This window comes from Paenibacillus oenotherae, from assembly GCF_019443105.1.
In the GTDB taxonomy this organism is placed as follows: Bacteria; Bacillota; Bacilli; order Paenibacillales; family Paenibacillaceae; genus Paenibacillus_Z; species Paenibacillus_Z oenotherae.
The window spans coordinates 286113-312240 of sequence record NZ_JAHZIJ010000004.1; the positions used below are offsets into that span (position 1 = coordinate 286113).

Here is a 26128-nt window from a genome sequence, read left to right on the forward strand (position 1 = left end):
GGCCTCCCTTTCTTCCCTCATGCCGTCAAGTCAGCACGCGCTCTGCCGAAGGATAGACAGATTCCTTCCACAGCCAGTACTGCCTGTCGATCTCGGCCTTGATGCTGAATTCAATGGCATCCGCACGGTCCAGCTTCTGAAGGATGTCCGGCAGCATCGACGCATCGTTAGTCATCGACATTTTTACCGCCATGAACTGTATCGTATTGAACACCTGCACCAGATCGCGGATTTGCTGGCACCAATGCTCATAATTATCAGCGGACAGCCCCAGCTCATCGCGGAAATACATAAGCGCATAATCGTAGCTGTACTTGCGGATAACGAGAATATTCAGCTGTTTGACAGCCGGCATCAGCATCTCAAGCGTGCGTCCATCCCGTCCTTCCGTCATGCTCTGCACAATGTCACGCAGACGGGAGATCAGCTCATTGTTGTCGCGCCGCATCGTCGCCACATAATATTCATCGATAACTTCGGCAGTCGGCGCTGTAATCGTATCGGCATCAATAACATAGCCTCCGCCGAATTCATTGCCGAGAAAAGCCTCGATAATCCGCTCCTTAGGCAGATTCCCTTCCCATCGAAAATCAGGATCGAACATAAACCATTCATCCTCATTGTCCGTCTTGGACAGCATCAGATAATGGGGAAACGGCTTCTGCGCGAATTTGTTCTCCCGCTCCGGCAGGAACGACATATCGATCTGCACGACGATATAACGATGCTCCGGCTTGTTATCCAGCAGATCCAGCAGCTGGTCCAGATTTTGCTGGCGGTTCAGAGAAGGGTCGTACCATTCCCGAATCGATACGCCAAAAAATTTGCGGTACCAGTTTACAAAATGATCATGGCTCGTGCGCCCCGAATAATAGGTAATGCAGCCATTCTCCGTCACATCGAAATACGAATCCCATACGCCAAAATAATAAGGCCAGTGCTTAACCTTGCTGCGCCTTTTAATAATTTCGCAGAAGCAGCTGACCAGACAATGAACCTTGATCATTCCCCGGCCACCCCCGCTCCCGCTGCGGATGCGCTAGTGCCGCCCAGAGACTCGGCCCCTGCGGGACTTCCAGCCCGCGCTCCATCCAGCGGTTCAAGCCGCTCCATAAAATCCAGCAGCGATCCGATAGTAGCGAACGCTTTGGCATCCACCTCTTCCTCGGGAACGCTTAGCCGCAGCTCCTGCTCGATGAATACGATCAGTTGCAGCAGCATAATGGAATCCACTCTCAAATCCTCGTTAATCCGGCTCTGCTCCTCTAACGGACCGGTCAGCTGAACCTTCAGCCGCTCCTCCAACAGAGACTGCAGCGCGGTCTTCAATTCCTCACGACGTGCCATCATACGTCTCCAATTCCTCCTTCTCCTCCAGCTCCTGTATCAGTCTCCGGCTTAATTTGCCATTCGCGGTGCGCGGCAGCTTGTATGCCATGTGAATTTCTGAAGGCACCTTATAAGCCGGCAGCCCTTCCTGGCACCATGTCCGAATGAGCTTGGGCGTCACGCCCTCTTCCACTGCAACAATCGCCTTGACGCATTCTCCCATTACAGGGTGAATGCCACGATAGACGGCAGTCTCCTTGACACCGGGGAGCTTGCCTATCCACTCCTCGACCTCCAGCGGAAATACCTTCTGCCCGCCGATATTAATGACATCATCCAAACGGGAAACAAAGATCAGGCTGCCGCTGCTGTCCATATAGCCCAAATCCCCTGTTGCCGTCCCCGCCGTACCGGATGCAGCAATAATCTCTGTCGGAACATCGGCATTATTGCTTGCCGACACGATCAGGTGACCGAGCGGCTTTCCTAAATCCGCATGGCTGCTCATTTTCTGCGCCACACTTATGCAGCCGACCTCGGAGCAGCCATACTGCCCCATAACAGCGACATCTGTCATGCTCTCCAACTTGCCCAGCAGCGATTGCGGCATCGGAGCGCCCGAGCTCATCAGCCGATGGAATCTGAAGCCTTCCGGTGCAAGGCTTGCAATGACATGATGCTGAAGCGGCACGCCATAGACGAGATGGTTCGGCGTATCCCGAATGATGCCAAGCGCCAGCTTGGGATTGGAATGGGTGACCACCACAGGCGCAATCCCCCGCTTCAATGCGGCAAGAACACCGCAGATCAGTCCAAAGGAATGAGAGACCGATGCGAGCACGACTGGCGTACAGGCCGCCGCTTCTCCAAGTGCCGCATTGTATGCATCGATCTCTGCCTCAACCTCCTGCCAGGATCTCCGAATGAGCTTGGCATTGCCGGTCGTTCCGGAGCTGAATTGCAGCAGGGAGGGCTCATCTCCCTTGAATCCAATCTCCACAGCCTGCGCCACTTGCCCATGCAGCGGGATAAGCGATTCCGCCGATTGCAGCATCATCGCGCTGCACCCTGCCTCTTCAGCCAGCTGGCGAGCCCGATCAGTAGGCGTATCCCCATGAATAAGCAGCACCGATGCGCCGCGTTCTCTAAGCGCAAGTATGGCTGCTATTACATCAATAGGATCCTTCAGACAGAGCGCAATCCGGCTTCCTCCGCTTCTCGCGATCGGCTCCATATCCTGCATGGCCCTCAGGCGGGCGCTGAATACGGCAAGTCCTACCTCTTCGCGGTTAATCGTCAGCATGTTATGTTCTCCTTTCCGCCTACGGATGCCATCTGCTCGCGCACGCTATAAAGCGGACTCGGCACTTCATGCATAAGCGATGCCGATGAGACGAACAGCCTCTTCTTCGTCAGCTGCTCCAGTCGTGTCGTAGGAGCATATACATTCAATTGCTGGAAACGCGGCAGCAGCGCCGGATATTTGCGCAGATGGGCATCCAGTGTATCAACAGCCAGCTCCCAGAAGCGTGTCTCAGAATAGTTGTACCGATCTGACAGCAGTATCGCCAGCTCGCCCAAATTAATGAAATACAGCGCTCCAAGCAGCAGATATCTTAGCGGATCCACCTTCTCCTGTTCAAAGAACGCAAAAGGCTCGGCCTCGGCGAACGCCCGATGGATCGTATGGAACGGCGGGCATACAGCGGGATTATCCAGGAATGTCCGGCAGAACATGGCATCCTCATGAAAATCCTTCAGTGCCGCCCTTGCCGGTACACCGTTGCTGTGAATCATCACCATATTCTGAGCGTGAGATTCAAGCGCGACACCGTGCGCGATCAATAGATGGGCCACAGGCAATACGCAGCTCTCGAACAGCCGCGTCAGCCATGGATGAATGCCCGTCGCTTGCAGCCATGGGTCGATAAACGGCTTCCCGTCAATATCCAGCGCGGTTAGCGCATGGAACGGCACCGCCAGCTCGCCCGGCAGCAGATGCGGCTCCAGCCGTTCGCGCCAGACACAGGAGAGGGCGCCTTCCATCAGACCTTTATTAATCGATGAAGCGGGAGCTATCGGATCATAGCCGATACCGGCGAACTCCTTGAGCAGAATAACCTTCGCTTCCTGCTTAAGATAAGGATCTGCATCCACCAGACCCTGCAGCCATTCCGATATTGCAGGCGCCACTGCCGCATAATGCGGTTCGATGTGGCGGTACGACGATGTGTTAAGCAGGCTGAGCGACAGCTTCATATAAGGCTTGGCGGCATCACTGTGATTGACCAAGGTCCGGATGGACTGCTGCGGACGATATTCGTCCTGTGACAGGCCCAGCGGGATGATGCTCCCGTTCCGCAGCTCAAGCATCAGGGATGGCGCAGCAACATTGCGCCACTGCCAGGGATGGACAGGCAAGAGCGCAACCTGATCCAGATCTGTGCCGCAGCTTTTCAGCTTCTGCTCGAATTCGGCCAGTTGGCCCTCACCCAGCTCGCTTCTCCACAACTCGCGAAAGGTCAGCTCCTTGCTGACCGCCATCGCCGCTTCTTCCCGCCTTATAGCGATCCATAGCGGGCGTATTCCTTCGCCGGATTCCGGCCCGAATGCCAATCCGTCCTGGGGCGTAAAGCCGATCCGGGATTTGTAGCTGGGGTGATAGGGATGGCCGTCCATAGCCGACGTTTCCAGCTCGTCGTAGCTGCCCTTGCCCTGCAGTGTTTTGCCCGTCTTCTGCTTCTCGTATTGGGCAAGCGTATCATTGAGCAGCGTTCTCTCCAGCTCGGCCGCGAATGCGGACAACTTGCTGCCGTCCGCGCCGGAGAAGGCGATCACCTCCTGCAGGAACAGCTCGAGGGAGTCCGCTTCCTGCTTGCCTTCCTTGGATATCCGCAGCACGGAATCCGCATGCAGGCGAATACGCCCGAAGGTCAGCCTCCTGCTTCCCCGGCAGTTATAAGTAACAGGCGTTCCGTCCGCATCCCGTCCATGCACGATAAACAGCGTTTCCTTGCCCAGCTTCACCGTCTCGACCGAGACAATTTTCTCGAATATTGCAGACTCCAGCAGCTGCCGGAATATACGTCTGCGCACTTCCACATAAGCATCCGATGCGATTGCTTCGATCAGCCTCATATCCAGCTCTTGTACCCGTATCATATGGTCAATAATCTCCTCCTATTGCTGTCCGCAGCAGATTGGCCAAAGACAAGGCCTTGGCAGATGCGGAGAATAGAACTACACTGCCGGAAGTCCAGCCCGTCATAGTGACGCTTCTGCGGCGGCGCTTGTACGCCAATGCTTGCGCATGCGCATAAAGCCAGCGAATAACACCAGATTAACGGCGCTAATTATGGCAGCCCCTATAAAAGGCGCAGCCAGCCCCCCCTGCTGAACGAGCGAAGTGGCCATGAGCGGTGAAGCCAGCTCCCCCAAATTCTGAAAAGCAACGATAATCCCGAAGTGCGCATGCATCTGCCCGCCCTCGCTTTGATTGAACAGCATAATATCCAGAGCCGCCATCGTCAGCGCCATGCAGAGTCCGAATGCAGCTCTGCCAGCAATCAGCAGCGGCAGCGAATCAGCCGCTTGGAGCAGAAGCCCTACAGCCATAAGCGCCATTCCAAGCCCGTATACCTTAGTCAGATGCTCGGCAACACACCACCGCCGGATGAGCGGCAAAGCCAGAACAGCCATCGCGTTCGGGACAAGGAACAGCCAGCCTCCCCGTACCGTGTCCAGCCCGTATTCCCCTTCCATATAAGGAGTGAAATAGGGACGAATCATATTGCAAGCGATCATCATCGTAAAGAACAACGCGCCGATAAGCAGCACCGTACCGTTCCAGCTCTCCATGCTGTTCTTCAGAACAGCGGCAAGCCGGCTGCCGGTACGGCTACTGGCAGAAGCGGCGGCCTGCTTGCCTGTCCCTGCAAGCTCGGCACCCCCCACTTGAACGCCAGCAGCAGCTTCAGCCTGCGCCTGGCCTTGACCTGAATCTTGACCTTGATCTCGCTCTTGATCCTGACCTAGACCTGAACCGTCGCGCTGATTCTGAGCCTTGCTGCTGTTGCTGCGACCCAGATGTTTAAGCGCCCACACGCATACGCCAAGCTGAATGGTATCCAAGGCAGCCGCGTAGTAGAACAGGGTGAGCGGATTATCCATCTTCAGCATATGTGCGCCCGCGAGCGTGGACAGAATAACAGCAGCATGGTACACCGCGTGGAATATGCCAGCGGCCCCTGCCCGCTTGTCCTGGCCGGTCAACTCGATAATCATGGGATAGATGAGAATGTAGCTGCTTTTGAACAGGATAAGAATGACCGTAACTGCAATAAATTGTCCCGCCGTCTCGGCCGCAGCCATTAACGCTGTACAAGCCGCTGTCCCCAACTGGCCGACGAAGAGCAGCCGCTTGGCCTCGAACCGTTTGGTCAGCATGCCCCACAGGGGCGAGCAGATCACTGCTGTCAGCCGGCAAATAAACAGATAGATGCCTGTGAAGGCAATTCCTTCAACCCCGAATACTTTGGCAAAAAATTGCGGGTAATACGGCGACAGCAGCACCTCCGAGAACAAGCCGAGAAAGACGCAGCCGAGCAGCACAAAGCGTGCGCGGGCGGCAAGCCGCACCGCCCCTGGCACAGATAGATTAGCGGCTGCGCTCATCTTGCGCCGAACTGCTGGAACACGTTCCGGTCACTTACCGGATACACTTCCCGCCCCGTGAGCGCATTCAGAATGACGCTGTTGCGGAATGCGCCCAGACCCAGGTCAGGAGCGCCGACGCCATGCGTGTGCAGCTCGCCATTTTGCACGAATATGCGGCCTTCGATCGGCTCCGTCAGCTTTAATCGGTAGTCGCTCTCTACGGTGTACCGATCCTGATCGTCCCATGAGACCAGACCCTTGAGCGAATCCATACAAGCTGGCACAGGATGCGCGTAGCCGGTCGCAAGCACGATCACCTCGCTTGCATGCTGGAAGGAGCATTCCTGCTCCAGATGGCAGCAATCAAGCGTGTAGCCCGCCTGCTCCGGCGTCTCTGACGGCGTTATGCCTCTGACCTCCGTATGGGCAAGCAGCCTGACCGGGGGCTTAACGCCTCCGACACTCATCTCATACAGCCGCTCGTAGATCGCCGCTATCGTGACCGCGCTTATGCCCTTGTACAGCAGAGCCTGACGGCTTCTGACGGCATCCTTCTGCTCCTGCGGAAGACCATAGAAATAGCTCGTATAGTCCGGCGAGAAATGCTCAAGCCCCAGCTTGGAATACTCCATCGGGAAAAATCCGGACGAACGCGTAAACCAATCCAGCTTGTAGCCTTTCTCCGGCTGCTCCAACAGCAACTGGAGGAAAATCTCCGCCGCGCTCTGGCCCGAGCCGATTACAGTCACCGACTTCGCTTGGCGGCAGCGTTCAAGCCGATCCATAAACTGCGCGGAATGGAATACATCCTCTCCCGGCAAACCTCTGAATGGCGCTGCCGCATGCGGCACGCTGCCGACACCAAGCACCAGATCCCGGGTGTAGTAGAGACGGACACTGCCGTCCTCTCCGTTCCGTACCTCTACAGCGAATTGCGCCCCCTTGCCAGCCGCTGCCCCAGAGTCGAAGGCACCGTCCGCCAAACGATGGACTGCCGTCACCTCTTGTCCGAACCGGCAGCTCTCCAGCTTGCCTGCCGCCCATTGGCAGTAATGATTGTATTCCTGACGCGGAATCTGGAATTTCTCCAGAAAGTAGAAGTGATACAATCGGCCCTGCTCTTTGAGATAGTTCAAAAAGCTGAGACGGTGTGTAGGGTCGGCCATTGTCACCAGGTCGGCGAAGAAGGGCACCTGCAGCGTCGTCCCGTCCAGCAGCATGCCCGCATGCCATTGAAATTCCGGCTTGCGGTCGAAGAAGAGCGCGTCTACCTCAGGCGCCGCCTCCAGCAGAGCAGCCAGTCCCAGATTGAACGGCCCGATGCCAATACCGATCACATCGTAGACGCGATCCGCCGCCGCATTCGTGCTTGTCACTTTATTCATGAATTCCACTCCCATCGTTCCATTCGTCCCGATAGGCGAACATCAGCGCCCCGGTCTTGTCCGGCAGCGCCACTTCCTTCTGGAAGCGGAACCCGCATTTGCTGAAAATATGAATCATCCGCGCATTTCGGACATCCGGCTCGGCAACAATTTTCTTCGTAGCGGCATGCTGGAATTGGAACCGCATCAATGCCTGCAGCAGCGGCGCCGCCAAGCCTTTGCCCAAATATTCAGGGGGACCAATCAGCAGGTGAATGCCTTGATCCGCTGGCTCAGCCTCATAATAACGGCCGATGATGTCCGGCTCTGCCCAATAGGATTCGAAATAGCTCATCGGCTTGCCATCCAGCAATCCGATATAGAGCGCTTGATGGGAGTCGGCGAGAAATTGCGTCAGGTGGTCCCGATATTGCGCCAGCGGAATGTTCAGCTTCCAATAAGGGATCACATGCTCCTGTTGCTGCCAATCATGCAGCCGGTCCAGATCATCCTCTATGGATACCGGGCGGAAGCCCACGGTCATCCCCAGCGTCTCATTGTATTCCTCATACACACAGCCGTTACCGGAGGACTGCTGCAGTTGTTGATTCGAAGCGGCCTGCAAGCTGCTCTACCTCCTTCACGAGCGGGTTGGGAATATCCACATAGACCGACTGCGCTTCCAGCGACCCTACCAGCTCATCCATGTCGTACAGCCGGGTGAGCAGGTTCGCCTTGCACGGAAGCGTCTCCCAATTCAGCAGGCTTTCCAGAAAAATAGACGGCTCGCGGTTCATCGGCACGAATGCCTCCAGCGCTTCGCGCAGCTTGGCGAGCAGCAGCGCTTCGTCTGCCAGTCCTGCAAAGCCAAAGCCATTAATCAGCCCGAACATATGATTCATGATGAGATAGTATCGGAACCGCTCGTCGGCAACCGCGTCCTCGCAGACAGTCTGGCTTTTGGTGCCGATGCCCGGAAGACGATCCTCCAGCAGCTGCTCCGTCGATTTGCAGAAATAATAGCCTTGATTGTCCCGGAAGTAATAATGAACCGGATATCCGTCCTTCAGCTTCACTACACTGTTCTGCTGATGCGCTTCAAGCGCAATGCCCCATTTCTGATAGAGCCACACCATAGGGCGCAGCGATAATGCCAGATAGCGGGTGAACCAATCAACGCTGACCTCCGCCTCCATCCGGCCTTCCCGCCGGGCAATGCCGCGTATGGCAGCCGTCAGAATGGTCTCGCCGCCTGGCAGCGGGTCCTGTACAAGTGCAGCGACCATTACAGCATCTTCAGCCGCTCGGCCGAGGAACGGATTTTCGCGCAACACAAGCTCGAAGCCGGATTCCTCTCCCTCTTGACCCTCGAAGCGAAGTGTAATGAAAGCAGGATCCGTAACAATATCAAATCCGGCAAACTGATCTCTCACCTCGCCGATCTCGGTATCCAGAAGCCTCGTAACCTCAACGCCCCGCTCAAGCTCCTTATATTTGTTCACGCGAAGTGAATTCGTTACTTTCACAGGTATGGAGCATTTGTACATGAATGCAGCATCCGGGTGATAGATCGTCCGCAAGGAGGATGTCGCCATATAAGCGCGGCCGCACGGCCCCAGATCCTGCAGGAGACCATCCTCTATCGCCTTCTGAACCGGCGCCTGCTTGCGCAGAAATTCCGCTTGCAGCGGATGGACCGGCACAAGCGGCCACTCCTCGGCTCCGGCATGCAGGCTCAGCCATTCCTCGCTTACGGATTGATCCCCGCGCAGATCGCGCTTGATCAGCTCGCTGGCCGACAGCTCCAGAGCGGAATCCTCCAGCACGATGGAGCGGTGTGCGCGGAAGTAATGCAGGCGGAATTCGCCCTGCAGCTCCGGCGAATAGACCGCATTCTGCTCCTCTGGAATGCCTTGACGGCTCTTAGGTGTTGGATGAAGCAGATGACCGTAAACAAGCGACTGCTCGGCGGTGATAAAATCCATCGTTGACCGCTGTCCGTTGTCCATCCGCGCCTGCACGAAGCGCTCCACATTCTGGCAGCTTTGAATCGTTCGCAGCATTAGCTCATCCGGGCTGGCATCCTCCTTGGCTGCCAGCGTCAGCTCTTTGCCCAGCAGCGCAGCGAGCGTCACATAATCAGCCTCTACCGCATGAGCGGAAGCTGCCGCTGCGCCTTCGCCTGTTCCCGTCACATAATGAACCGGAAAGACGAACCGATGGCGGCCAGTCGCGGAATAATAGTCCACGCCTGCCAGCAGCGCAATATTCTGTTGCGGGAGCAGGCACACCAGCGTACCCGCAGCCCCGGCTCCGATCCCTGCGTTCAGTCCCGCCAGAAAGCGGTGCTCGGGTCTCAGCGAACCTTTAACCTGCGCCTCTCCAGCCGCATATACGAAGCCATCCCCCGTTTCTCTCAAATAGCAATTCAATAAATTTTGCATCGCGGCCTGACCTGCAATCGTCTTGGCCGCCTGTCTCCTGTCATTCAACATCCTGTTTTCTCCCCCTTATGTACAATGGACGCCGCAAGCTCTCTGGCCAATATTTCTCCTGTCTCTATCACTTTCCGCACAATAATCGCCGTATGCTTCTTCTCCGTCCGCGGGTTCAGCAGCGTCAGCTTCAGACATCTGCGCCCGTTCACCGACGTTCTGGCCAGTACAGCCCAGCCCTTGCTCATCAGTCTTGAGCGAATCGCATTATTAAGCTCATCCGACCACTCGCCCTCCTCCACATCAGCCGGACACCATGCCGGGACATAGCGGAATACGACTGTGCTGAGCTCCGGCTCGGCGATCAGTTCAAGACCATTTTCCTCCCGTATTAGAGCCGCAGTAGCGCGGGCAGTAGCCACCGTATGATCAACCATCTCCCCGAAGGCCCGCCGACCATAATGCTGGAGCGACAGGTACAGCTTGAGCGCATCGAAGCGCCGGGTCGTTGAGAGCGACTTGATGACCAGATTAGGAACGCCCTCGTCCTCATCCTCCTCCGGATTCAAGTAATCCGCATTCAGGCGAATGGATTGGAATCGCGCTTTGTCCCGCACCAGGAAGGCTCCGCAGCTAATGGCCTGGTAGAAGCCTTTGTGAAAATCAACCGTCATTGAATCGGCCTGCCCGATTCCCTGAAGAAGCCCGCTATGGCGATCGCTCATCGCCAGCGCCCCGCCATACGCTGCATCGACATGCAGCCAAATGCCGTATTGCTCCGCGACAGCAGCCAGCTCCTCCAAAGGATCGATGCTCCCGAAGTCGGTCGTGCCCGCTGTTGCTACAATGGCAAAGGGCAGCAAGCCGCCCTCCTCAAGCTCTATCAGCCGCCGTTCCAGCGCCTCGGGCCGCATGCGATTTCTGTCATCCGTCTCAATAGAGATCACAGACTGCTCGCCAAGCCCCATCAGCGCAGCGGACTGCTTCACCGTAAAATGCGCCGCTTCCGAGCAGAGCACCCGCATCCGGCAAGCGGCCGCTGGCAGACCGCGCTTCTGAACATTCCAGCCCCACTTGCTCCAGGCGTAATGATTGCGCGCCAGAAGAAGGCCCATCAGGTTGGACTGCGTCCCTCCGCTGGTGAACACGCCATCTGCGGAAGAACCCAGGTTGTACAAGCCGCATAACCAACCGATTAGTTCCTCCTCAAGCAATGTCCCTGCCATGCTCTGGTCCCATGAGTCCATTGATTGATTCGTCGCCCCGATCCATGCTTCAGCGGCCGCCGACATCATCAGAGGCGGACAATGAAGATGCGCTGCGCAGGCCGGATGTGTAACCACTGCCGAATGGCGGAGCACCTCGGCGCCTACACGCTCCAGCAGCGACTGCACATCCCCTTCCTCCTCCGGCAGCTCCGGACAGACCGGGCGATGCTGCAACGCTTCCGCAACCTGCTGGGGCTCCGCCCCGCTGTATGGCTTGCTTGAGGACGCGAACTCCTTAATCAGCACATCCGACAAGACTCCCATCAGCCCCCGGTACGCATCTTGACTTTGCGGTGATTCCGACAGGAACATAGCCGCGAACCGCTCTCCCTGCTTGCTCGAACCAGGGGATTCCGCCGCTTGCGGGAGGTCCCCCGCTACCGATTGTGAATGATCGCCTGCCACCGCTTGCGAGTGTCCCCCTGTTGCCGCTTGCGAGTCATTCCCTGCCACTTGCGAGTGCTGCTGCTCCACTTCGCGCTCTGGCAGCGTGTAAACGTCTTGACTGCTCATCCCCGCACCTCAACAAGTCCGCCCAGCATGACCCGTTCGACAGCGCGAACCGCATCATGGAATATGGCGGCAATCTCTTCTACCTGCTCATCCGTTATAATAAGCGGCGGCAGCAGACGCACGACGCTGCCGTGCCGGCCGCCCAGCTCCAGAATCAGCCCCCGCTCCAGACAAGCCTTCTGAATCGCTTTGGCCATATCCGGTCTTGCAGGGTAGCTGCCCAGCACATCAATCGCTCCGTTCGTATCCACAATCTCGACGCCAATCATCAGTCCGCGCCCTCTCACATCACCGATACAGGATGTAAGCCGTCCAATCTGGCGCAGCCTCTCCAGCAGCCGTCCGCCAATAGCGGCGGCATGCTCATCTATCCGGTTCTCGCGGATAAACTTCATCGTTGCAAGCCCCGCAGCCATAGCCAGCTGATTGCCGCGGAAGGTGCCTGCATGGGCACCTGGCTCCCACACATCCAGCTCTTCACTGTAGACAACAACCGATAATGGCAGGCTGCCTCCGATCGCTTTGGACAGCACCACAGCATCAGGTATGATGCCGGAATGTTGAAAAGCAAACATGGAGCCCGTACGTCCGAAGCCCGTCTGCACCTCATCCATAATGAGCGGAATGCCGTTCTGCTTCGTAATCCGGCGCATCTCCCGCAGCCATTCGTCCGGCGCCGGGATCACCCCGCCTTCGCCCTGCACAGCTTCAACGATCATTCCTGCTGGCGCTGTAATGCCGCTCTCCGGATCGCTCAGCGTGCGCTCAATGTATTTGCTCCCGACCCGCCAGCCCTGCTCCCCGCCCAGCTCGAAGGGACAACGATAGGCATAGGGATAAGGCAGAAAATGAACCTCCGGCATAAGACCGGATATGTCCCGTTTGGGGTTCAGATTGCCTGTCAGGCTTAATGCCCCATGGGTCATGCCATGATATCCTCCCTGAAAAGAGAGCATCGACCGTCGGCCGGTAGCCGTCTTCACGAGCTTGACTGCCGCTTCCACCCCATCGGCCCCCGAAGGACCACAGAATTGGATGCGAGCTTTGGATGCGAAGGCTGCTGGCAGCAGCTGATAAAGCTCGTCAACGAACGCTTCCTTGACGGGCGTAGTCAGATCAAGAGTATGGAGCGGCAGACCGCTGTCCAGAGTACTGCGAATCGCTTCCACAACAACGGGATGGTTGTGCCCCAGAGCAAGCGTGCCTGCACCTGCAAGGCAATCGTAATACGTTTTGCCGTCAGCATCCTTCACCATCATGCCTGATGCTTCTGTGATGGCGATCGGAATTTTCCTCGGGTATGATCTGGCGTTCGATTCACGGCGTTGCTGACTTTCCAAATAATGCGTATTACTTGGAATCACATTATACTCCTCCTTGCGAAAATGATAATCATTATCAAACTATCCTGTTTGATTGTAAATGATTATCATTATCACCGCAAGAGGAAGAGTGCATATTCTTTTCCATGCGAAAGTTTTAAATTTTTTGCAGCATTTGCAAATTACAGCGCTGCAGCGCCTACGCGATACTCATTTCACTTGCTCGCCATCTGCCTTCCCTAATTATCATTCACCCCGCAGTTATCTTGTAATAAAGCATCAGTCACAGTACATCTGGACAACAATGAGCTCATACCGCCTCCTTCCAGCCACAATAATTAATTCCGTTAATCCCCCCGCACACTCCCCATGCAAAAATAGAGCGTGCGGGTTCCCCTCCCGGCCCGCTACTCCTTATACAGCGAAGGATGCGTCCGGCTTTCCCCGCTCGACTTCTGCCAGACGTCTGGAGCTGCCAGCCGCAGCATGCCGCCCCTTGCCCTCGGGAACACAGATCGGCGTGCCGAAGAAAGGATCGACCATAAGCTCGCATTCCATCCCGAACACCTCCCGAACAAGGTCCTTGCTGACGATATCCTCCGGCCTGCCCTGCGCGACAATCGTTTTGTTCTGAACCGCAATGAGATTATGCGCATAACGGCAGGCCATGTTCAAATCATGGAGCACCATGACAATCGTGCTCTTCTTGGTTTCATTCAGCTCAAACAACAGATCCAGCACATCGATCTGATGGGCAATATCCAGATAGGTCGTCGGTTCGTCGAGCAGAATCGTGTCTGTCCCCTGCGCCAGTGTCATCGCTATCCATGCGCGCTGGCGCTGCCCCCCTGAGAGCGAGTCTACCGAACGATGGGCAAGCTCCGTCATCTTGGTCGCGGCAAGTGCCTGCTCCACCATCGACTCATCCTCCTCTGACCACTGATTCAGCCAGCTTTGGTATGGATATCGTCCCTGCTTGACGAGTTGAAACACCGTCAGCCCTTCGGGCGTGACAGGGCCTTGAGGCAGAATCGACAGCTGCTTGGCCACTTCCTTCGTCTGCATGCGGGCAATGTCGCGCCCGCTTAGCACGATAGCGCCCTCCTGCGGCTTCAGCAATCGGGCTAACGAGCGGAGCAAGGTGGACTTTCCGCAGCCATTGGGTCCGATCATGACACTGATCTGGCCTTTGGGAAGCTGCAGGTTCAAACTGTCTATAATTTTGTTTCCTTCGTATGAAACGGATAATTGCTTGGTCTCCAAGTGTGGTACAGGCATCTATGCCACTCCTTTCTTAACGTGCATTGCGCGTTCGATATAGAAGATAAATAAAGAACGGCGCTCCGATTCCAGCCGTGAACACCCCGACCGGAATGTCATGCGGCAGGAAGGCGGTTCTTCCTACCAAATCGGCAAGGAGCACGATCAAGCCCCCAAGCAATCCGGCGATAGGCAGCATACTGCCTGCAGACGGCCCGGCCAGCCGTCTGGCCATATGAGGCGCCAGCAGGCCGACAAATCCAATCGGTCCGGCCATCGAAACCGCGGACCCCGCCAGTATGACACAAATGCCCAGCAGCAGCAGGCGCTTGCGTTGAACAGCACTTCCTGTGCCTGCTGCAATATCATCCCCTAGCTGATGAATATTCAGCTCTCTTACACTCAATACTGCCAATAGCAGAAATACGGTCGTCCACGGCAGCAGCGACAGCACATTATCCCAAGATGTCCCGTAGATCGTGCCGGTAATCCACAGATATGCAGAGCTCGCTGCATAGATCGTCGGCGACATGACGATCAGCATCGTCGTCAAGGACGATATAAGAGCCGAGATGCCGATACCGACCAGCACCAGTCTGACCGGTGCGACGCCCCTCTTCCAAGCCAGCATGTAGATAAGCGCGGAAGCGGCCACAGCGCCAATCATAGCAGCGACCGGGAGCAGGTGAATGCTGTACAGGCCCGGCAGGTAGGTTAGAAAGGTTACTGCAGCGAGAGAAGCGCCTCCCGTAACGCCAATAAGGTCAGGAGCGGCGAGCGGATTGCGTATAATGCTTTGCATCATCGCCCCCGCAACGCCCAGTGACGCACCCACCATAATAGCGATCACGATGCGAGGCAGCCGGAGCGTCTGTACAACCAGAATATGATCCGGCAGACCCTGACCGAGAACTGCCTTCCATACATCGAGCGGATTAATATACATATCGCCGATGCCCGTGCTGACTACCATCGATCCCGCCACTACCGCAAGCAAGACCAGGAACAAGAGAATAAGCCGCTTATGGAGCTGAACAGAGAGAGACATTGCCGAGGAGCGAATTGTAATATAGCCCTTTCTCACTTGTTCAGCCCCTTCCGCGCAATGAAAATAAAGACCGGCGTTCCGATGACAGCCGTCATTACACCTACCGGCAGCTCTTGCGGCATGATGATATAGCGGGCCATAATATCTGCTGCCAGCAGCAGCAGTGCGCCTGATAGAGCGCTGTAAGGAATCAGCCAGCGATAATCCATCCCTGCGAACAGACGGCTAATCTGCGGCACGACAATGCCGATAAAACCGATCGGCCCTGCTACAGCTACCGAGCTTCCGGCGAGCAGAACGATGATGATGCTTCCGATGATTTTGACGGCTATCGTCTTCTGCCCCAAGCCCTTCGCCGTATCCTCGCCCATTGCAAGCACATTGAGATGGCGGCATATGATAAGGGCTGCAATCCAACTGACTGCCAAATAAGGCAGCACCGAGCTCAAGCTCTCCAGTGAACGCCCTGCGATAGAGCCCGTCAGCCAGAATAAGACATCATTCAAGCCGTTCTCATTCATAACGAGCAGCCCTTGCGTAAAGGACCCGAACAGCGCAGTCATAGCAGCACCTGCCAGCACAATTCTCATTGGCGACAGACCGTCGCGGCCAAGCGAGCCAAGGGCAAAGACAGACATAGCCCCAAGCGCCGCACCGAGGAAGGATATCCAAACCAGAACATTCATCGATCCGATCCCGAATACCGTAATTGCAGTAACGACAGACAAGGTGGCCCCTGAATTAATGCCGAGTATTGTCGGGTCGCCGAGCGGATTGCGGGTGATTGCCTGCATAATCGCCCCGGCTATTGCAAGGCTGGCGCCTATTGCAGCAGCAATCAGCGCCCGCGGGACTCTCGTTGTCCTGGCGATAATCTGTTCGTTAGAAGTGCTGTCGTATTGCACAATAGAGTCGTAAGCCTGCTGTACACTAATCTTGGTTGCGCCCAGTACGATGCTTAATCCGACGAACACCAGCATGGCCGCGCCTAGTATTAGAAGCCCGGCGCTTCTCGCCCAAGGATTGCTAATGCCTATCGATGTCGATTCCACTTGATCCTCCCCTGTCAGACGCACAAAAGAATGAGCGTTCTCGCCCATTCTCAAGTGTGATGAATTAATGTTGCCCGTCTTATTAGTCAAGATCGAAGTAGAAGTAGAGATCGTCAAGCATCATCTTGGCAGCTTGCGGTCCGCCGGACATATTCCAGGAAACAACATTAACCTTGTAGTATTTCTTGTTCTTAACAGCATTCAGGTTCTTCCAGAGATCGCTGGACGTCCATTCCTTCTGATGCTTGTAGACGCCGCCGTCGCCGGTCCAGTCCGTTGTAAAGTCGAAGATATAGTCGCCATCGAGCATGGATGTGCCTTCAAGCGTTTTGACGGTTACGATATCGGTTCCTGCATCCTTCTGCGCTTTAGGGAAGTCGAAGCCCAGCTCTTTGAAAATATTCGTTGCGAATCCAGCCATGTAAGCACGAGCCGATCCGTCCGGATTGAAGCGGATAACCGATACTTTCGTTTTTGCTGCTTTGGAACCGATTTTGGATTTGAAATCCGCTACGCGTTTGTCCCAATCTGCGATGTATTGCGATGCTTGCGCTTCTTTGTTATATACGATACCGCCGATTTCCAGCGTTTTCTTCCAGGAGTAGATGTCTTCCGTCATTACTGTCGGAGCGATAGCTTGAAGCTGGCTGTAAATTTTCTCATGACGCATTTTGGAACCGATAATTACATCCGGCTTCAAAGCAACGATTGCCTCCAGGCTTGGCTGTGTCTCGTCACCAAGATTCTTAACGCCGGACATGCTTCCTTTCAGGAAGTTGTACCAAGGCTGTTCTACATAGGATTCAACCGCGCCTACCGGCTTAACGCCGAGCAGCACTGTAGCATCAACCATGCCGTTGAACAGAACAACAACGCGCTCAGGCACCTTTTTCAGCGTTGTTTTGCCCATTGCATGCGTAATCGTCTTCGATGTTTCCAGCGACACTGTGGAAGTAGAAGCTTTCCACGATACCCATACGCCCAGGGACTCGCCCAAGAAGCGAAGCGGTACAAGCGTGCTGCCGTTCTTCGTGATCGGAGCCGCATCCAGCTTAACAGCCTTGCCGTTGATGGTAGCATTTTTGCTGCCAATCGTCAGAACGACCGTTTTGCTGCCTTTGATCACGCTGACTTTATTCGTTTTGGAATCATATTTAACCGTTGCATTCAATTTCTCCGCAAGTGCGCGGTAAGGAACCAGCGTGCTGCCATTGCTGATTTGCGGCTTCGTGTCGAACGAAATTTGCGTGCCGTTGATCTGCACCTTAATATCCTTGCCTGCCGCTGCAGCGAAGCCCGGAATTACGGAGATGGTTAATGCGAAAGTAAGAAGCAATGCAAGAATGCGAACCTTGTTGAATGATTTCATGATAGCTATCACCTTTCTCTTTCTCAAATGATGAAACAAATGACCGTGCCCTTGACTCCTAGCTTATTTCCCTGATACCTAGCTTATTTCCCTCATACTTGCGGTTGCTGCTCCAACGCTTTGCCGAGGTCTCTGAAGCGTTGATAAAGCTTATAGTCTTGCTGTATGACGAGCTCTTTATCGATCTTATCTCCACTTGCCGAGTCAAGGAATTCTGCCATTTCCCCTTCAACAGTCGGGTATGTATCAGCGCTCTGCACCTTTAGATCGGCTTTGATCGCTTCCCAGACTCCAGCAATTTGTGCGACAAGCTCTTTTCTCTGTTTCTCGTCATCGGCTTCAACAGCTTGCTTGAAATCCTTCGTCAACGAGCTCATCATCTTCACCCCGTCCCGCAGATCAGCTACCTCCACCTTCTTAGGCTCGATCACTGCCGTTTGACGTTCTCCTTCCGCACCGCCTTCTGATCCGGCCTTGTTCCCGCCCGTATTGCCTGAGCCTGAACTGCATCCCGCCACCAGAAGCACGATAATTAAAGCAAGTGTTATGTGCCAACCCCTCATTTTGAATCCTCCTGCTGTTTTCATTGATAATGAATATCAATACTGCCATAGAGTATGATAATCATTCTCAGTGATTTTGTCAATAATAACCTTAAAATATTCTATTCATCCATGAAAAATGATATTTGACAGTGCATAAATACGCGGGTTTGAGTCAGGCCAAGCAAGTAACTAACCGAGTAACCAATCACTCAATCACTCAATCAATCACTCAAACAACCAACACTCAACCAGCATCAACCCTCTTCCGGCTTACAGCAAGTTCAGGCTGCCCGGGAAAGCCCGTCGTGCTTTCAGGCAATGTCGGTGATGGCTTTTCATCCCTGCAGGAAGAGCAGGAAACCTGCGTAAGCGCAGGAATTTCGGATAAAAGAACCCGTCGGAGCTGGAATGCCTGCGATTGAGCAGGAATATAGGGCAGAATGAGCCCGATTGAGGCGAATATGGCGAAATGCCTGCACTTTGGCAGGCATTTCACCTTTAGCAGGCCGGAACAAAGAGAAAGCCTGCACTTATGCATCTTTGCACTTTGCACTTTGCACTCTCGCATTTAAGAATTTAAGCATTTCGCACTTATTCATTTATGTACTATGCATTTACGCATTTATGCATTTATGCATTTATGCATTTACGCACCATGCACTATGCATCTACGCATTTACGCATTATGCATTTACGCATTATGCATTTACGCATTTACGCATTTACGCATTTACGCATTTACGCATTTACGCATTTATGCACTATGCATTTACGCATTTACGCATTATGCATTTACGCATTTACGCATTTATGCACTATGCACTATGCATCTACGCATTTACGCATTATGCATTTACGCATTTATGCACTATGCACTATGCATCTATGCATCTATGCATTTTCGCAGGCATGCTCGACGTTGATGGAGTCGCCACCCTCAGAAGGCGATATTTCAACAGTCTGATATTCCGATGTAACATCATAGTTTATAAGCGAGATAAACATGCCTGCAGCATCAAAAAAATGAATCTCAAAAAAGCCGATTCATCGGCTTTGTCAGGCTGACAAAGCAATGAATCGGCTTTCTATGCAAGAACAACCCTATATTCACTTCATCGTTCCTACTGCTTCAGCAGCGAGAGAAATTCCGAGCGAAGCGCCGCGCTTGAGCGGAATTCACCGCGTACAGCCGAGGTCACCGTCTTGCTGCCGGGCTTCTTAACGCCGCGTGCGCACATACACAGATGCTCACCTTCGACAACGACCATGACACCGCTGGGCTTCAATACTTCATCCAGAATATCTGCGATCTGAGAGGTGATGCGTTCTTGTACCTGAAGACGCCGCGAGACCGCTTCAACAAGACGCGCAAGCTTGCTAAGTCCGGCGATCTTGCCGCTCGGAATATATCCGATATGCGCTTTGCCGAAGAATGGCGCCATATGATGCTCGCATTGGCTGTAGTAGACGATATCTTTGACAATAACAAGCTCTTCATGCTGCTCATCAAAAGTAACGCCAAGCACATCCCTTGGATCAACATCATAGCCCGCGAAAATTTCCTCGTACATACGGGTTACTCTCGCAGGTGTCTCTAATAACCCCTCACGCTCGACATCCTCCCCGATCAGCTTCAATATCTCTTTAATATGAAATTCGATCTGATCACGGTTGTCAGAGACGCTGGAATTAACATAATCCTTCTTACCCGCCACTTCACTTACCTCCTTAGCCAGCAGGCTGGCAGACGTTTTACCTGCGGCCGCCTGGACGTCCGCCGCCCTTCATCATCTGCTGCGCCTTCTGGAGCTGCTGCTTGTTCATATTGTATCCCATCTGCTTCGCCATCTTCTGAAGCATATCAGGATCGCTTTGCATTTTCTCCAATTGCTTTCTCAGATAGTAAACGCCGATGAAAAATCCGCCGACAGCGCCGACTACGAGTGTTACAATCGCAATAATGACCGTCCACATTGCTCAAATCACCATACCTTATCTGTAGTTGTTACATATCTTAAGAACTTATCATAGCATGTCCGAACGAACCTTCGCAAACCGCCCCGGTTTGACTTTTTATCAACCCAGCACCTGCTCAATAAAGATGGTATTATGCTTGGCAAGATCGATCTCTCGGCTGTCGATTTCATCTTCGCTTTCCCGCTTCAGCAGCTTGATAATCGGCCTCCCCGGCAAACCCCGATGCTGTCCTACAACAACACCCGCCTCCCGAGTAGACAGCATGACAGACACACCGTTCGGGTAGATCGATACCGCACGCATGAACTGCACAACCACCTCATGGTCGAGCTCCTTGCCAGACATGGCGAGCATCCGCTCACAAGCAAGATGCGGCAGCATTTTCTTCCCTTGGTAATCCTGCTGCAGCAAATTGTCGTAGGTATTGGCCACCGCGACGATTCGCGAATACTGATGGATCTGATCCTCGACCAATTGTCTTGGCACCCCCGAACCATCCACATGCTCGTGATGCTGGAGCGCAACGTGGGCGATCAGCAGGCTGAACTCCCGCTTGGAACGCAGAATCTCGAAACCTCTCCATGTATGATGCTTGGCCGGCGGGTCTCCCTCCAATCTTGGAGGTTCATTCGCCTTCCCGATATCATGCAGCAAAGCGCCGATTGCAAGCTCCTTCAGCTGCGTCATGTTCAGATGCAGCCCTATGCCAAGCAGCGTCGATACCATACATACATTCATGGCATGAACGAATTCAGCATTATCCCTGGTCCTGATCTCATTCAGCTGGATCAGAACCTCTTTGTTGCTGAGTACATCGTCCAGCAAATCCTCAATCACAAGACTGATAGAGCGTGAATTGAAGTCCTTGCCCGAACGGATGGAATCCATCGTCTCTGACATGCTGCGGATGAGCCCCCGTTTGGTTTCCTCGGATAAGATCTCTTCCGGCTCCACATCCGGCAGCAGCGGGTCCCTGATGTAGATATTGGTGACACCAATCCGTTTCAGCGTGCTGATCATATAGACTGTTAATTGAATGCCTGAGGACAGCAGAACGGTCCCGTTCGTTGCATAAATCGTCTTGCCAAGAAAATGCCCAGGCTCCACCATCTCTATATCAATGTACCTCATGGCACTCACCCCTTCTTATCTGTACGTTCGTGCTGAAGCAAGTACGTCTTGATATTCAAGCCGCCTCCATAGCCGACCATATCGCCGGAGGCTCCGATAACGCGATGGCACGGCACGATGAGCGGCAGCGGATTCCGGTTGTTAGCACCGCCAACTGCGCGAACAGCCTTGGGCTGGCCGATTGCTTCCGCTATATGCTTGTAGGAGCAGACCTCCCCGTAGGGAACATCCAGCAGCGCTTCCCATACCCGCAGCTGAAATGGAGTTCCCCGCATATCCAGCTGCACATTGAATGCCGTTAATTCTCCGGCAAAATAACGTTCCAGCTGTGCTGCAGCCTCGCGAATAACGGGATGCTCCGGGTCCTCCTGCCACGCTGGCGCAAGCGCTATCCCTCTGGCAGCGGCCCACTTGCGCAGCGGCTCTTCACGGGAGGCATAGCCGCCAAAATCAATATGGCATAATCCCTGATCCGTTGCGAGCAGAACCAAAGGGCCTATTGGTGAGGCCATCTCCCGCCAAGACATCGATTCAACCATTATGCTCCTCCTCTTTGGCCTGTCCATTCCCGAAGGTCGCAAGCGCGGCGGCTATAGCTTCAATTACGGGCTCCTCCCGCTCACGCGGAGCCGCCTTCTCCAGTGCTGCCTTCGCAGCCTCACCGCCAATGCGGCCCAGCGACCACGCCGCTGTCGCCCGCAGCTCGAACCTGGGATCCTCGCCGAGAACCCCGGCCAGATGAGGCACCGCGCTGGCATCCTTGAAGTTGCCGAGCGCGATGACAGCATTGCGCTGAATCGGCTTCCTGCCCCGCCATGACGCCGCTCCGCTCCCATAGACTTCCTTGAATGCCCGATTCCCCATCGTAAGCAATGGCACTAGCAGCGGCTTCACCTTTTCGGGATCGGGCTGAAGCTCCGGCTGATGCGTCCAGTTCTTGCCCCGGTTCTCGGGACAGACGACCTGGCATGTATCACAGCCGTACAGCCTGTTGCCGATCTTGCGCATCATCTCATCCGGGACAAGCCCCTTCGTCTGTGTAATAAAGGAGATGCACAGCTGCGAATTAAGCTGTCCCGGTCCCACCAGCGCTCCTGTCGGGCAAGCATCGATGCAAGCGGTGCAGCTCCCGCAAGTTTCGGTGACAGGCTCATCCGGCGGGAGCGGCAGATTGGTGATCATCTCGCCAAGATATACCCATGATCCCCACTCAGGCGTAATAATCGAGCAGTTCTTCGCGCTCCATCCCATACCCGCCCGCTCCGCAACAGCACGGTCTGAGAGCGCTCCAGTGTCCACCATGCTCTCTGCGCGGAGATCAGGCACACGTTCCCTCAGCCAAGCCTCCAGACGGCTCAGACGATCCCTAAGCACCGCATGGTAATCATCGCCCCATGCGGAGCGTGACAGAATCCCCCTTCTGGAGCCAGGCTCTGACTTTGGCGCCCCCTGCAGCTTGGACGGGTAAGCGATTACAATAGCAATGATGGATTGTGGATTATCGAACAGCAGCGCCGGCTCCGTGCGCCGTTCCAGATCAGCCTCTTCGAACCCTGATTCGTGGCCGAGCTCGCGGTGGCGCAGCAGACGCTGCTTGAGCGTGGTGAACGGAGCCGCTGATGCCACGCCGATCTTGTCGATGCCAAGGCTCCTGGCCGCTTCCTTCATCTCCGCCTTCAGCTTGTCCCATGTTGTTTCACTGTCGCTGCCCAACCTCGGGTGCCCTCCTTCACATGCGATCCCCTGGGGGCCGTCTCAGGGGCCCGCAATGTGCTGCCGAGGGGATCGCCTTTAAGCTTACATTCTTTTGATCGCTTCGCGGGCAAGCTCGTCACAGCGGTTGTTCCACTCATTGTCGCTATGTCCCTTAACCTTCACATAACTCACCTGATGCTTCCCCATCAGCGCCCACAGCGCCTGCCACAGATCCTGATTCTCTACCGGCTGGTTGCGGCTGTTCTTCCATCCATTCTTAAGCCAGCCTCTGATCCAGTTCTGCTGAAAGCAGTTCACGACATATGCGGAATCGCTGTATACAGATGCCTTGCATGGTTCCTTGAGCAGCTTGAGCGCTTCAATGACAGCTTGAATCTCCATGCGGTTGTTGGTGGTAGCGGGCTCTGCCCCTGATATCTCCTTGCGGTGATCGCCGTAGAACAGAACGGCTCCCCAGCCGCCCGGTCCGGGATTGCCTGAGCAAGCGCCGTCCGTATAGATCATAACATCCTTCAATCTTCACAACTCCTACCGCTTACAATGCGTTCATTTTGGTAATTGGCCACAGAATGAAATCTGCCCGGCCCTGAATCATATCACGCGATACGGGACCGAATACGCGGGAGTCCTTACTGCCGCCCGCATGACGATTATCCCCCATAATATAATAGTTATCGGCTTCCAGCTTGATTGGTCCATAGTCATCATCATCAATCTCTGTATCCGTATAGGCCTCAATGATCAATTCGCCATTCCGGTACAGCTGTGCGTCACGTATCTCTATTGTATCTCCAGGTATTCCAATAATTCGCTTCACCAGAAACTTTTTCTTCTGCGGCCCATCCTTCGATGGATCCTTCAGAATAACAACATCTCCGTGATCAGGCGATCCGAACCGGTAAGAGAGCTTGTTCACGAACAGCCACTCCTTCTCCTGCAGCGTCGGCTCCATGGAGTGCCCTTCCACCGTGGACAGATTAAAGACGAAATAATTGACAAGCAGAACAACCGTACCAGCAATAAGCAAGGTGCGTCCCCAATCCCACAGCTCTGCGGCCCATCTTGGCATGGCCTTTGACGGCTTGTCCTTGCCCGGCTTGCGGGGCCTGTCCGGCTTCATCTCCTTGGGCGGCTTGGCCCCGCTCGAACGCCTGCGGGGGCCTACCGCAGCAGGCTCAGTCTCGTGAAGCGTATCCGATAATTTCGTCATGCGCTGCTACACCTCGCCCATTTGTTTGTGCCATGCTTCATAATAGGCCATTACTACATCGTCATGAAATGGCGTCTGTCTCATCTCGATACGTTGTGTAAGCGCTTGAAGTCCATTCATCACCTTCAAGTCCACGACAGCAGAGTAATGATAAACAGCCTTGTGCTGCTCATACTCCTCGCGATCGACCACCTGTGCCGAGCCGCCATGCGGAAGAATGACATCCAGATCATAATCAATATAAGTCAATACGCCCTGCTGATAGAACAAGGGTGATGCGATGTTGCAATAATACCGGATTCCGGCATTCTCCAGAAGAGCAACGACATTGAACCACTCCCCCGGGATAAAGAAGGAAACCGCCGGTACCCGGCTGATCCACGTCTTGCCATCCGCCTCCTGAATCGGTGTCTGCCGATTGATGAGGACAATCATTGATTCAGCCGCATGCTCCGGCTGCAGCAGCCCGCTTGGCACCTGCCAGTTCTCAAGCCATGTCCGATGCAGATGTCCATTGTGTTTGAAGCTCTTGATAAGGCAGTGACGGTAAGTTTCCATATCGTTGTTGTACTCCCACAGAAGTTCTTACTATAAGAAAAGCATATCTGCACACCAAAATCAATGGTATACAGATATGCTCATCCCTTTTTATTCTATGCTCTTAAAGCGACCTAAGCCGTGCCTTGCAGTTAGCCTGCAATAATACTAAGCTTCTGGAACGAACGGAAAAAATCCGTAGTTGCATAACCAAGCGATTCATAGATCTTGAGAATCGGCTCATTATGCTCGTCCGCCGTAATCATGATTTTCTGTACATTCCGCTGCTCAAACCGCTGCCGCAATGAACGGATCAACAGTTTGCCAATACCCTGACGCTGATATTCCGGCAGAACAGCTATGCGATAGTAGTATCCTTTGTTGTTATCAATGGTGCCAATGATCATACCGACAATTTCACCGTCAATCGAAGCGACCAGCACAAGCTCACTGTCCCATGACAGCTGGCGGGCAAACGCCTCCATCGTTAGTTCATAGCATTCTTCCGACAAAACCGTTTCAAGTAATTGGGTAACAGGCCGGTAATCGGACAACTGGAAAGTACGAACGTCCATGATTCAAACCCCTCTACGTGCAGTATCGAAAAATTTAGGCAAAATTAATAATACGACAAAATCACCCGAATTCCTTCTTATTTCTTAAAAAAACCTTAAAAATTTAACGAAATAACCGTTTTTCTGTTGAAAGCGCTCACAATTAAGCGCTTACACGAATATTCGCTGCCTTTATTTTCCCATGAAATAGAAAACAGTCCCGCTTCAGCTCGAAGACAGGACTGTCTATGATCGATAAACCATATTCACAAGAGGGGCATCAACGATAATTATAGGAGGTTTCTATCCTTCCATCCTTGCGGTGAACGATGGCGACGCCGTTGTCATCCGATGCCATTTCCTTCGCTTTGGCGACAGCCTCTTCCTTCGTATTGAATATGGCGTCGGTATTTTTCGAGCCTTCCAGCTTGATCGCCCAGCTTCCTTCATGCGGCACAACATGTCGAATGCTGTGAGATGGTGACGATACTATTCCTTTATTATCAATGGAATGATCCGGATGCGCATCGTTCCATTCCTTGGCCTGTGCCGTAGCAATAGCGATCGCCCGCCCCTCATCATATCCTTCCTCCAGCAAAGCATTCGCGATTTCAATCGCTTTATTCCGCACGCGCGGCTCGAAGTTTTTCAGCGAATCAGGGTAATCTTTATCATCCCAAGGCATAAATCATCCCTCCTCGTAAGATTGTGCCAGCTTCGCCCGATTCATACGTTCACAAGCAAGAGAACATATGGATTATCTTTTACCCATTTTGAGCGTGCTTCAAACATAATACTTATGGATCTAATAGCAAGGTATGGCGGGCTTCGCCTAATAGTAT

Annotated in this window: 24 protein-coding genes and 1 pseudogene; all 25 read right to left on the reverse strand. The window is 54.1% G+C overall.

Going from position 1 to position 26128, the window contains the following annotated elements; all coding sequences use genetic code 11:
• Window positions 1–25: 25 nt before the first annotated feature.
• The 25 genes and pseudogenes from K0T92_RS09085 to K0T92_RS09205 all read right to left on the reverse strand — a co-directional run bounded on the left by K0T92_RS09085 (window position 26) and on the right by K0T92_RS09205 (window position 25971).
• Entirely contained in the window at window positions 26–1006 is a 981-nt protein-coding gene (locus K0T92_RS09085; protein WP_219872122.1) for a DUF6005 family protein, read from the reverse strand.
• An 86-nt stretch (window positions 1007–1092) separates the two neighbouring features.
• Window positions 1093–1347, reverse strand: a pseudogene (asbD, locus tag K0T92_RS09090) (petrobactin biosynthesis protein AsbD); the annotation flags it as partial.
• A complete protein-coding gene (locus K0T92_RS09095) occupies window positions 1334–2632 on the reverse strand; it encodes an AMP-binding protein (protein ID WP_219872123.1) in 1299 nt (432 codons plus the stop codon). The pseudogene asbD and the gene K0T92_RS09095, both read right to left, overlap by 14 nt.
• Complete coding sequence (locus K0T92_RS09100; RefSeq protein WP_219872124.1) at window positions 2626–4491, reverse strand: IucA/IucC family protein; 1866 nt, start codon at window positions 4489–4491, stop codon at window positions 2626–2628. Before K0T92_RS09100 ends, K0T92_RS09095 begins: the two co-directional genes overlap by 7 nt.
• Window positions 4492–4593: 102 nt before the next feature.
• Window positions 4594–6003: an MFS transporter gene (locus K0T92_RS09105; protein ID WP_219872125.1), complete on the reverse strand. Its 1410-nt coding sequence runs from the start codon at window positions 6001–6003 to the stop codon at window positions 4594–4596.
• Complete coding sequence (locus tag K0T92_RS09110) at window positions 6000–7370, reverse strand: lysine N(6)-hydroxylase/L-ornithine N(5)-oxygenase family protein (protein ID WP_219872126.1); 1371 nt, start codon at window positions 7368–7370, stop codon at window positions 6000–6002. The genes K0T92_RS09105 and K0T92_RS09110 overlap by 4 nt, the downstream gene beginning before the upstream one ends.
• Window positions 7363–7893: a GNAT family N-acetyltransferase gene (locus tag K0T92_RS09115; RefSeq protein ID WP_219872183.1), complete on the reverse strand. Its 531-nt coding sequence runs from the start codon at window positions 7891–7893 to the stop codon at window positions 7363–7365. The genes K0T92_RS09110 and K0T92_RS09115 overlap by 8 nt, the downstream gene beginning before the upstream one ends.
• Before the next feature lie 37 nt (window positions 7894–7930).
• Window positions 7931–9844, reverse strand: a complete 1914-nt coding sequence (locus tag K0T92_RS09120) for an IucA/IucC family protein (protein ID WP_219872127.1) — start codon at window positions 9842–9844, stop codon at window positions 7931–7933.
• Window positions 9838–11565, reverse strand: a complete 1728-nt coding sequence (locus tag K0T92_RS09125; RefSeq protein WP_246628006.1) for a pyridoxal phosphate-dependent decarboxylase family protein — start codon at window positions 11563–11565, stop codon at window positions 9838–9840. Before K0T92_RS09125 ends, K0T92_RS09120 begins: the two co-directional genes overlap by 7 nt.
• Window positions 11562–12926, reverse strand: coding sequence for an aspartate aminotransferase family protein (locus K0T92_RS09130; RefSeq protein WP_219872185.1), 1365 nt, complete (start codon window positions 12924–12926; stop codon window positions 11562–11564). Before K0T92_RS09130 ends, K0T92_RS09125 begins: the two co-directional genes overlap by 4 nt.
• Window positions 12927–13301: 375 nt before the next feature.
• Window positions 13302–14165 carry an ABC transporter ATP-binding protein gene (locus K0T92_RS09135; RefSeq protein ID WP_219872128.1) on the reverse strand — a complete coding sequence of 288 codons (864 nt, stop codon included), beginning with the start codon at window positions 14163–14165 and terminating at the stop codon, window positions 13302–13304.
• A gap of 16 nt (window positions 14166–14181) precedes the next feature.
• The gene (locus K0T92_RS09140) at window positions 14182–15231 is read right to left on the reverse strand and encodes a FecCD family ABC transporter permease (protein WP_343223674.1); all 1050 of its coding nucleotides are present in this window, start codon (window positions 15229–15231) and stop codon (window positions 14182–14184) included.
• Window positions 15228–16175, reverse strand: a complete 948-nt coding sequence (locus K0T92_RS09145; RefSeq protein WP_246628030.1) for a FecCD family ABC transporter permease — start codon at window positions 16173–16175, stop codon at window positions 15228–15230. The genes K0T92_RS09140 and K0T92_RS09145 overlap by 4 nt, the downstream gene beginning before the upstream one ends.
• A 154-nt stretch (window positions 16176–16329) precedes the next feature.
• Complete coding sequence (locus K0T92_RS09150; RefSeq protein ID WP_219872129.1) at window positions 16330–17616, reverse strand: stalk domain-containing protein; 1287 nt, start codon at window positions 17614–17616, stop codon at window positions 16330–16332.
• Between the two features lie 92 nt (window positions 17617–17708).
• Window positions 17709–18179, reverse strand: coding sequence for a hypothetical protein (locus K0T92_RS09155; RefSeq protein ID WP_219872130.1), 471 nt, complete (start codon window positions 18177–18179; stop codon window positions 17709–17711).
• Window positions 18180–19282: 1103 nt separating this feature from the next.
• The gene (folE, locus tag K0T92_RS09160) at window positions 19283–19876 is read right to left on the reverse strand and encodes a GTP cyclohydrolase I FolE (protein ID WP_219872131.1); all 594 of its coding nucleotides are present in this window, start codon (window positions 19874–19876) and stop codon (window positions 19283–19285) included.
• A gap of 37 nt (window positions 19877–19913) precedes the next feature.
• A complete protein-coding gene (locus tag K0T92_RS09165) occupies window positions 19914–20135 on the reverse strand; it encodes a YneF family protein (RefSeq protein WP_219872132.1) in 222 nt (73 codons plus the stop codon).
• Window positions 20136–20237: 102 nt separating this feature from the next.
• Window positions 20238–21269, reverse strand: coding sequence for an HD-GYP domain-containing protein (locus tag K0T92_RS09170; RefSeq protein WP_219872133.1), 1032 nt, complete (start codon window positions 21267–21269; stop codon window positions 20238–20240).
• A gap of 5 nt (window positions 21270–21274) precedes the next feature.
• Window positions 21275–21808, reverse strand: coding sequence for a methylated-DNA--[protein]-cysteine S-methyltransferase (locus K0T92_RS09175; RefSeq protein WP_246628007.1), 534 nt, complete (start codon window positions 21806–21808; stop codon window positions 21275–21277).
• On the reverse strand, window positions 21801–22937 hold the full coding sequence (gene queG / locus K0T92_RS09180) for a tRNA epoxyqueuosine(34) reductase QueG (protein WP_219872189.1): 1137 nt from the start codon (window positions 22935–22937) through the stop codon (window positions 21801–21803). Before queG ends, K0T92_RS09175 begins: the two co-directional genes overlap by 8 nt.
• A gap of 129 nt (window positions 22938–23066) precedes the next feature.
• Window positions 23067–23501 (reverse strand): ribonuclease HI, encoded by a 435-nt coding sequence (gene rnhA, locus K0T92_RS09185; protein ID WP_219872134.1) that lies wholly within the window; start codon window positions 23499–23501, stop codon window positions 23067–23069.
• Between the two features lie 19 nt (window positions 23502–23520).
• On the reverse strand, window positions 23521–24195 hold the full coding sequence (gene lepB / locus K0T92_RS09190; RefSeq protein WP_246628008.1) for a signal peptidase I: 675 nt from the start codon (window positions 24193–24195) through the stop codon (window positions 23521–23523).
• A 6-nt stretch (window positions 24196–24201) separates the two neighbouring features.
• A complete protein-coding gene (locus K0T92_RS09195) occupies window positions 24202–24753 on the reverse strand; it encodes a DUF402 domain-containing protein (RefSeq protein ID WP_219872135.1) in 552 nt (183 codons plus the stop codon).
• Window positions 24754–24884: 131 nt separating this feature from the next.
• Window positions 24885–25307: a GNAT family N-acetyltransferase gene (locus K0T92_RS09200; RefSeq protein ID WP_219872136.1), complete on the reverse strand. Its 423-nt coding sequence runs from the start codon at window positions 25305–25307 to the stop codon at window positions 24885–24887.
• A 259-nt stretch (window positions 25308–25566) separates the two neighbouring features.
• Window positions 25567–25971, reverse strand: a complete 405-nt coding sequence (locus K0T92_RS09205) for a DUF2188 domain-containing protein (RefSeq protein WP_219872137.1) — start codon at window positions 25969–25971, stop codon at window positions 25567–25569.
• Window positions 25972–26128: the final 157 nt, after the last annotated feature.

Excerpts from the sequence above, each read along its gene's own strand:
- K0T92_RS09085 (WP_219872122.1), bottom strand. The coding sequence starts at position 1,006 with ATGATCAAGGTTCATTGTCTGGTCAGCTGCTTCTGCGAAATTATTAAA.
- K0T92_RS09095 (WP_219872123.1), bottom strand. The coding sequence starts at position 2,632 with ATGCTGACGATTAACCGCGAAGAGGTAGGACTTGCCGTATTCAGCGCC.
- K0T92_RS09100 (WP_219872124.1), bottom strand. The coding sequence starts at position 4,491 with ATGATACGGGTACAAGAGCTGGATATGAGGCTGATCGAAGCAATCGCA.
- K0T92_RS09105 (WP_219872125.1), bottom strand. The coding sequence starts at position 6,003 with ATGAGCGCAGCCGCTAATCTATCTGTGCCAGGGGCGGTGCGGCTTGCC.
- K0T92_RS09110 (WP_219872126.1), bottom strand. The coding sequence starts at position 7,370 with ATGAATAAAGTGACAAGCACGAATGCGGCGGCGGATCGCGTCTACGAT.
- K0T92_RS09115 (WP_219872183.1), bottom strand. The coding sequence starts at position 7,893 with ATGACCGTGGGCTTCCGCCCGGTATCCATAGAGGATGATCTGGACCGG.
- K0T92_RS09120 (WP_219872127.1), bottom strand. The coding sequence starts at position 9,844 with ATGTTGAATGACAGGAGACAGGCGGCCAAGACGATTGCAGGTCAGGCC.
- K0T92_RS09125 (WP_246628006.1), bottom strand. The coding sequence starts at position 11,565 with ATGAGCAGTCAAGACGTTTACACGCTGCCAGAGCGCGAAGTGGAGCAG.
- K0T92_RS09135 (WP_219872128.1), bottom strand. The coding sequence starts at position 14,165 with ATGCCTGTACCACACTTGGAGACCAAGCAATTATCCGTTTCATACGAA.
- K0T92_RS09145 (WP_246628030.1), bottom strand. The coding sequence starts at position 16,175 with ATGCTGGTGTTCGTCGGATTAAGCATCGTACTGGGCGCAACCAAGATT.
- K0T92_RS09150 (WP_219872129.1), bottom strand. The coding sequence starts at position 17,616 with ATGAAATCATTCAACAAGGTTCGCATTCTTGCATTGCTTCTTACTTTC.
- K0T92_RS09155 (WP_219872130.1), bottom strand. The coding sequence starts at position 18,179 with ATGAGGGGTTGGCACATAACACTTGCTTTAATTATCGTGCTTCTGGTG.
- K0T92_RS09165 (WP_219872132.1), bottom strand. The coding sequence starts at position 20,135 with ATGTGGACGGTCATTATTGCGATTGTAACACTCGTAGTCGGCGCTGTC.
- K0T92_RS09170 (WP_219872133.1), bottom strand. The coding sequence starts at position 21,269 with ATGAGGTACATTGATATAGAGATGGTGGAGCCTGGGCATTTTCTTGGC.
- K0T92_RS09175 (WP_246628007.1), bottom strand. The coding sequence starts at position 21,808 with ATGGTTGAATCGATGTCTTGGCGGGAGATGGCCTCACCAATAGGCCCT.
- queG (WP_219872189.1), bottom strand. The coding sequence starts at position 22,937 with ATGAAGGAAGCGGCCAGGAGCCTTGGCATCGACAAGATCGGCGTGGCA.
- lepB (WP_246628008.1), bottom strand. The coding sequence starts at position 24,195 with ATGACGAAATTATCGGATACGCTTCACGAGACTGAGCCTGCTGCGGTA.
- K0T92_RS09195 (WP_219872135.1), bottom strand. The coding sequence starts at position 24,753 with ATGGAAACTTACCGTCACTGCCTTATCAAGAGCTTCAAACACAATGGA.
- K0T92_RS09200 (WP_219872136.1), bottom strand. The coding sequence starts at position 25,307 with ATGGACGTTCGTACTTTCCAGTTGTCCGATTACCGGCCTGTTACCCAA.
- K0T92_RS09205 (WP_219872137.1), bottom strand. The coding sequence starts at position 25,971 with ATGCCTTGGGATGATAAAGATTACCCTGATTCGCTGAAAAACTTCGAG.